This window comes from Planktothrix paucivesiculata PCC 9631 (assembly GCF_900009265.2).
GTDB classification, from domain to species: domain Bacteria; phylum Cyanobacteriota; class Cyanobacteriia; order Cyanobacteriales; family Microcoleaceae; genus Planktothrix; species Planktothrix paucivesiculata.
Map to the genome: position 1 here is coordinate 205,521 of NZ_LR735016.1, position 7,625 is coordinate 213,145.

The following is a 7,625-nucleotide window of genomic DNA, read 5'->3' on the forward strand; positions in this document are numbered from 1 at the left end:
TATAATAAAAACAAGAAATTTTAATCCTTGTGACACCTATGGTTGATATTAGTATTGCGATTCCTACCTATAATGGGGCGACCCGTTTACCTGCGGTTTTGGAGAAATTGCAATCGCAAACCGGAACAGAACAAATCAACTGGGAAATTTTAATTGTTGATAATAATAGTACGGATAATACCGCAGAATTAGTTAAAAATTATCAAGAAAATTGGTTAGATATTGTTCCTTTAAAATACTGTTTAGAAACACAACAAGGGGCAGCTTTCGCTCGAAAACGAGCCATTAAAGAGTCGGAATCTTTATTGATTGGCTTCTTAGATGATGATACCTTACCCGCTTTAGATTGGGTGGAAAAAGCCTATCAATTTGCTCAGAAACACCCCAAGGCTGGCGCATTTGGAAGTCAAATTCATGGGGTTTATGAAGTAGAAACTCCTCCTAATTTTAATCGCATTTCCAGTTTTTTTGCCATTACAGAACGGGGGGAAGCACCCCATTTATATGAACCCAAAATGAAGATGTTACCGCCTTCTGCGGGGTTGGTAGTGCGTCGTCAAGTTTGGTTAGAAACTGTACCAGAAGAAACCTTTTTAAGTGGACGTTCTAGTCAATCTATATTGAATAGTGAAGATTTAGAAGCGATTATGTATATTCAAAATGCTGGCTGGGAAATTTGGTATAATTCGGAAATGCACCTCTATCATCAAATTCCTAAACAACGGTTAGAACCGGATTATTTATTATTTTTGATGCGAAGTACGGGGTTAGCACGGCATCATATTCGGATGTTACGGTTAAAACCTTGGCAACGGCCGTTATTATTTCCTCTGGGGTTAGGAAATGATATGAGAAAGGCGATTGCTTACTATCTGAAACATCGAAAAGAATTAAAAAACGATGTGGTTACAGCTTGTGAAATGGAGTTTTTAAACAGTAGTGTGATTAGTCCGTTTTATTTGTGGAAAATATCTTATCTAAAAAAATTATGACCGATTTTACTGTTGTTATTCCCACCTATAATGGAGCCAGTCGGGTTCCTGATGTGTTAGAGAAATTGCAATTACAAACCGGAACAGAAAATATCACTTGGGAAATTATTGTTGTTGATAATAATAGTAATGATCAAACGGCTGATGTAGTTCAGAACATTATTGCATCTTGGCAGGAAGTTTTTCCGCTCCGGTATGTGTTTGAAGCGAAACAAGGTATTGCTTTTGCCCGACAAAAAGGAATAGAAGAAAGTCAAGGAGAATTAATTGGGTTTCTCGATGATGATAATTTCCCTAATTCTGATTGGGTTTTACAAGCCTATTTATTTGGTCAAGAACATCCTAAAGCGGGAAGTTATGGGGGGCAAATTCATGGTATTTATGAAGTTAAACCACCGGAAAATTTTAAACGTATTGAACATTTATTATTAGCTATTCGAGAAAGCGGAGATCAACCTTTTTTATTTTGTCCAGAACAATTAAAATTACCATCAGGTGCGGGGTTAGTTATTCGTCGAGAGGCTTGGTTTAATCATTTTATTCCTGAGTTAGTTGATACAGGTCGAGGGGATAATGATTATGAAATATCGATTCATTTTTATAATCAAGGTTGGGAAATTTGGTATAATCATAAGATGAACATAAACCATTATATTCCTCGTGAACGGTTAGAAAGAAAATATTTATTAAGTTTAGCAGATCGCTATGGGTTATCTACCTTTAAGTTTCGAGCAATGCTAGTCAAAAATCGGCAGAAACCCATAATTGCTGTGAAAGTATTTTTAGGAAGTATGAAACGAGTGATTCAACATTTGTTAAAATATAAACATCATGTTAATACCGATTTAGTAACAGCCTGTGAATTAAGATTCTTTTGGAAAAGTGCTATAAGTCCTTTTTATACTTTCTTTGAGCCATTATTTAATTGACAAAAAATAATATTATGACTTTAATTTCTGTGATCATTCCTGTTTACAATGGAGAAAAAACGATCAAAGAGACTATTTTATCTGTTCTTAATCAAACCTTTAAAGATTGGGAATTAATCATAATTAATGACGGTTCTACTGATTCCACAATGGAAATCATTGCTCAAATACAAAACAGTAGAATTCGAGTATTTAATTGTGAGAATGCCGGTTTAGCTAAAAGTAGAAACCGAGGTATTGATCATGCTCAAGGAGAATTTATTAGCTTTTTAGATTCAGATGATCTCTGGACAACTGATAAGTTAGAAACGCAGTTTCAAGCATTAAAAAAACATCCAGAGGCTGCTGTTGCCTATAGTTGGACAGACTATATCGATCAGTCAAACCAATTTTTGCATTCTGGTAGACATATTACCAAACATGGTAACGTTTATTCTGAACTGTTAGTCTGTAACTTTTTAGAAAATGGATCAAATGCTTTAATTAGAAAACAAGTATTTGCTCACGTCGGTCAGTTTGACACATCCTTAACAGCCGGGGAAGATTGGGATATGTGGTTCAGACTTGCAGCCGTTTATCCATTTGTTGGCGTTCCTGCTGTACAAGTCTTATATCGAGTATCTGCTACTTCTATGTCGGCTAAAATTAAAAACCAGGAAAAAGAGTGTTTAAAAGTCCTTAAAAACGCATTTCAAAAAGTACCTGAATTGTCTCCCTCTCTTAAAAAAAAGAGTTTGGCTAATCTCTATAAATATTTAATGTGTAAATCAATAGAAGGAGAACCCAATCAAGCTAAAGGTCGTCATACTTTGGGTTTATTATGGAATTATATCCGGTATGAACCCGAATTACGCTCTAACTTCAAATTAATTCTAGTAATAGGGGCAAAAAGTATGGTAATGTCAACTTTTCCGCTCCCACAATCTCAAGTTTTATTTCAACGTTTAAAAGCATGGGCTAATTAGTTAAAAACAACTCTAATTCACACTATATTTATGAAACCTCTAGTTTTTTTAATTGGATGTTCTCGCTCAGGAACCACCCTTTTACAAAGTTTGTTAGCCATACATCCAGATATTGCATCATTTCCTGAAACTCATATTTTTCAGTATCTATTTGCCAACTCTTATGAACCCCGCCGCCATGCGTTAGGGTTAAGTTCACGCCACTTAAAACCTAAAATGGAAAAATTTATTAAAGAAGAACTAGGGCGTCCCGAACTCTTGAAATATTTACCGCATCCTCTTTTTAAAAAATTATATGCTGAGAAATTTATAAAAATTTTAGAAATATTAGCCGATGAAGAAGGTAAAAAAATTGTTTTAGAAAAAACGCCAGATCATATTTATTGCTTGGAAAAAATTGAAAAATATTTTCCTCAAGCTAAATTCATACATTTACTAAGAAATGGAGCCGATGTTGTCGCGTCCTTATATGAAGTCACCCACGAATATCCTCAATCTTGGGGAGGGGCAAGAAATATTGATCAATGTTTAACCAACTGGATAAATGCCGTTCAAATCAGTCAAAAGTACGTTTCTAAACCTAACCATCACTTAGTCCGTTATGAAAATTTAATTCAAGCCCCTAAAGAAACTCTCCAAGAAATCTGCACCGCTATTAAGATTAATTTTGATCAGAATATGATTGATAATTATGGTATTTCAGCCAAAATACTAAGTTCAGATAGCGTAGGAAGGTCAGTAAATTGTCAAGGAATTATTGGCAATAGTTCAAATAAATTCACACGAATTTTTAATCTGGAGCAACAGGAATATATTTTAAATCGTTTATCTATTATTGATTTAGATAATTTAGCTAATAAAAAATCTTGATTCAACTAGAAATTTTAAATAAATATATGGAAAATAAAACAATTTATTCTTTAGAAAAGATAAAAGAAACAATCAAAAATTTATTAATTATTTCCACAGCTTTTATCCCTAATCAACATTGGCGTGAATCATTTTTTATCGGATTAGCTAACTTCCTACCTCGGAGTGTTTATAGTAATCGAAAAGTTCGGTGGCGACTTTTAAAACTTGCGGGGGTTCAGATCACAGGGCCCGTTGAAATTGCCGATCAGATTGAAATTAAACAAATTGGTAGAGCGTCTCAAATTAGCATTGGTCAAGGAACTTATATCAACAGTGGAGTTCGTTTTTCAACCTCAGAAGATGCACCGATTACGATCGGAGAGCGTGTTTTAATCGGCCCCCGATGTAGCTTTGAAACAGCTAGTCATTCCCTAAATTTATCAGAAGGAAAACAAAGAAGCCGATTCACCAAACCGATTATGATTGAAAATGATGTTTGGATTGCTACAGGTGTGATTGTTTTACCGGGAGTTCGGATTGGAGAAGGGAGCGTTGTGGCGGCTGGAGCCGTAGTAACCACGGATGTTCCTCCTTATACTTTAGTCGGTGGAGTTCCTGCCAGAGTAATTAAACAATTAACACTTCCCGATGGTTCATAATCGTCAATTTTGTTCAAGATTAATCAAATTTTATGAAATTTAAAAAAAATATTATTATTAATTTAATTTTGTTTTTTTATCTCATTTTAAACGGCAAAAATTGTGCTAATGCTACTTTATTTAAAATTAAACTATTGATTTTAGGTGGGCAGTCTAATATGGTCGGCTATGGATCAAATATGAATAGTTTACCCCTCAATTTAAAAGAAACTCAAACTGCAATTTGGTATGATAAAAACAATAAATGGACAAAATTAGAAGCTCCCACAGAACCCTTACCCTTTAGTGGTGGGATTCCTCAAAACATCGGTTTTGGATCGGAAATCTCCCTAGCACATGAATTATCTGATCAACTAAAACAGCCAATTGCTATTCTTAAATATGCTCGCAATAGTACCAGTTTAACTGAAGACTGGAAACCTGGAAGCACACTGTATAATAATATGATCCAACGAGTTAAAACATCAATTGATGATTTTAACTTGTCTCAATCTAATCTTCCCATTGCCGTCTTAGAAATTTCCGGTTTCTTTTGGCTGCAAGGAGAAGCCGATGCAAAATATCTAATCTCAGCCAATCAATATCAAGAGAATTTAATTAATTTTATTCAAAATATTCGCCGAGATCTAAATAGTTCCAATCTTCCCATTATTATTGGTAAAATTCCAATTGAAAACAATCAAAAAACCACCTTTGGTGTTAATGGTTTTTTTCCCTACGCTGAAACCGTTAGACAAGCTCAGTCTAATGTTACCCAGATTTTACCTAATACAACAACCGTTGAAACCATTGATCTCCCTAGAACTGAAGATAACTTACACCTAAACTCACCAGGTTTAATAAATTTAGGAGAACGTTTTGCCCAACAATGGTTAACTCTCCACCACTCTCGAAACCATCCCGAAATATCTCCCTCAACCCTTCAATAATATTTAAGAATACGGAAATCCGAATCAACCTTGGGGCGGTGATCCATCCCTAGTAAGGGAACGGCGATCGCACACAATCATAACATCACCATTTTATAGATACCTTAACCTGAAATCACTATGACCGTACTCGAACAGGGAACCATTACAATCCATACTGAGAATATCTTCCCGATTATCAAAAAATCCCTCTACACCGACCACGAAGTCTTCCTGCGAGAACTGGTTTCCAACGCCGTTGACGCCATCGCTAAACTGAATATGGTGTCTCGGTCTGGGGAATACTCTGGGGATGCGGGCGAACCCGAAATCACCATCACCCTCGATAAAGAGAACAAAACCCTCTCCATTACCGATAATGGCATCGGGATGACGGCCGAGGAAGTCAAAAAATATATTAACCAAGTCGCCTTTTCCAGCGCCGAAGAATTCATCGAAAAATATCAGGCCAACTCCGACCAATCCATCATTGGCCATTTTGGTTTAGGGTTTTACTCCTCCTTCATGGTTGCCCGCCAAGTGGAAATCGATACCCTCTCCTACCGGGAAGGCTCCCAAGCGGTGCACTGGACGTGCGATGGTTCTCCGGTCTTTAAACTGGAAGACTCCGCCCGCACCCAACGGGGAACCACCATCACCCTGACCCTGATGGATGAGGAAACCGAATATACCGAACCCTCCCGCATCCGTCAACTGATTAAAACCTATTGTGATTTTATGCCCGTCCCGATTAAATTGGACGGCGAAATCATTAACCGCCAAAAAGCACCCTGGCGGGAATCTCCTAATAATTTAACCGACGAAGATTATTTAGAACTCTATCGCTATCTCTATCCCTTCCAAGAAGAACCCCTGCTATGGGTACATCTGAATACTGATTATCCTTTTATTGTGAATGGAATTCTGTATTTTCCCAAACTAAAACCCGATGTGGATGTCACCCAGGGCAATATTAAACTATTCTGTAATCAGGTCTTTGTCAGTGACCACTGCGAAGATATTATCCCTAAATTCCTGATGCCTTTACGGGGGGTGATTGATAGTACGGATATTCCGTTAAATATTTCCCGCAGCGCCCTACAAAGTAATCGCACCGTCCGTAAAATTGCCGATTATGTGGCGAAAAAAGTCGCTGACCGTCTCAAAGAATTATATCGGGATAACCGCAAAGAATATATCCGTTGTTGGCAAGATATTGGTACTTTTGTTAAGTTTGGTTCCCTCAACGATGATAAGTTTAAAAAACAAGTTGAGGATATTCTGATTTGTCGTACCACCTATACCCCAGAATCTGTTAATAACGAAGAAAAAGCTGTTGATGTCCAGGTGCAAACTGAAGGCGGCGATGTGTGGCAAGATGTTGCTTCCCAAACCCCTGAAAATACCGACGAAAAAGGTCGTTACTATACTACCTTAAGCGAATATCTCGAACGCAATAAAGAACGCCATGAAAATCGGGTATTTTATTGTACCGATGAAACAACTCAAGCCACTTATATTCAGTTACATACCAGTCAAGGATTAGAAGTTTTATTCTTCGATTCCTTTATTGATAGTCATTTTATTAGTTTCCTAGAACGGGAACACACCGATGTTAAGTTTTCCCGGGTGGATGCGGAACTGGATGACAATTTAATTGCTAAGGATAATAGTGCTGAAATTGTTGATCCGAAAACCAATAAAACCCGCAGCGAAATCATTAAAGACCTGTTTACCGCCGCTTTAAACAAGCCTAAATTAACGATTCGGACGGAATCCTTGAAATCCGAGAATACACCGCCCGCCATGGTTTTATTACCGGAATTTATGCGACGGTTACAGGATATGACCGCCCTGATGCAGCAACAAAAAGTTGAATTTCCAGAGGAACATATTCTGTTAATTAATACCGCCCATCCGTTGATTCAGAATTTAATCAATTTGAGTCAAGGGGCGATTATTCAAGAGGGGGGAGAGTCGCCTTCGACGGAATTAGCAAATATGATTTGTCATCATGTCTATGATTTAGCCTTAATTGCTCAAAAAGGCTTTGATGCGGAAGGAATGAAAGACTTTGTAGAACGTTCTAACCAAGTATTAACACGCTTAACCACAAATTAGGTTGATATCTGCTTAAATCCCTGTTGAAACTAGCCCTAAGCTGTTTCAGTTCATACTAACAATATACACAGTCAAAGCCCCTCGAGCCATTCGGTGGGGCTTTTCCTTTGAGCGGACTAAATCTGTTAGGACTTACGCAGAATACCCAATTATACACCATCTGTAGGGGCGAACGGCCGTTCGCCCCTACTAGATATGG

General features: G+C 37.3%; 7 protein-coding genes. All 7 read left to right on the top strand.

Annotated elements, in window-relative coordinates; all coding sequences use genetic code 11:
- Positions 1–38: 38 nt before the first annotated feature.
- A complete protein-coding gene (hpsE, locus tag PL9631_RS13890) occupies positions 39–992 on the top strand; it encodes a hormogonium polysaccharide biosynthesis glycosyltransferase HpsE (RefSeq protein WP_083621193.1) in 954 nt (317 codons plus the stop codon).
- Positions 989–1,921, top strand: a complete 933-nt coding sequence (hpsE, locus tag PL9631_RS13895) for a hormogonium polysaccharide biosynthesis glycosyltransferase HpsE (protein WP_083621216.1) — start codon at positions 989–991, stop codon at positions 1,919–1,921. Before hpsE (PL9631_RS13890) ends, hpsE (PL9631_RS13895) begins: the two co-directional genes overlap by 4 nt.
- A gap of 14 nt (positions 1,922–1,935) precedes the next feature.
- Positions 1,936–2,886 (top strand): glycosyltransferase, encoded by a 951-nt coding sequence (locus PL9631_RS13900; protein WP_083621194.1) that lies wholly within the window; start codon positions 1,936–1,938, stop codon positions 2,884–2,886.
- A gap of 30 nt (positions 2,887–2,916) precedes the next feature.
- The gene (locus PL9631_RS13905) at positions 2,917–3,756 is read left to right on the top strand and encodes a sulfotransferase family protein (protein WP_083621196.1); all 840 of its coding nucleotides are present in this window, start codon (positions 2,917–2,919) and stop codon (positions 3,754–3,756) included.
- Positions 3,757–3,782: 26 nt separating this feature from the next.
- Positions 3,783–4,397, top strand: a complete 615-nt coding sequence (locus PL9631_RS13910; protein WP_083621218.1) for an LbetaH domain-containing protein — start codon at positions 3,783–3,785, stop codon at positions 4,395–4,397.
- A 32-nt stretch (positions 4,398–4,429) separates the two neighbouring features.
- A complete protein-coding gene (locus tag PL9631_RS13915) occupies positions 4,430–5,326 on the top strand; it encodes a sialate O-acetylesterase (RefSeq protein WP_083621197.1) in 897 nt (298 codons plus the stop codon).
- Between the two features lie 120 nt (positions 5,327–5,446).
- Entirely contained in the window at positions 5,447–7,426 is a 1,980-nt protein-coding gene (gene htpG / locus PL9631_RS13920) for a molecular chaperone HtpG (protein WP_083621199.1), read from the top strand.
- The last annotated feature ends 199 nt before the right edge of the window (positions 7,427–7,625 follow it).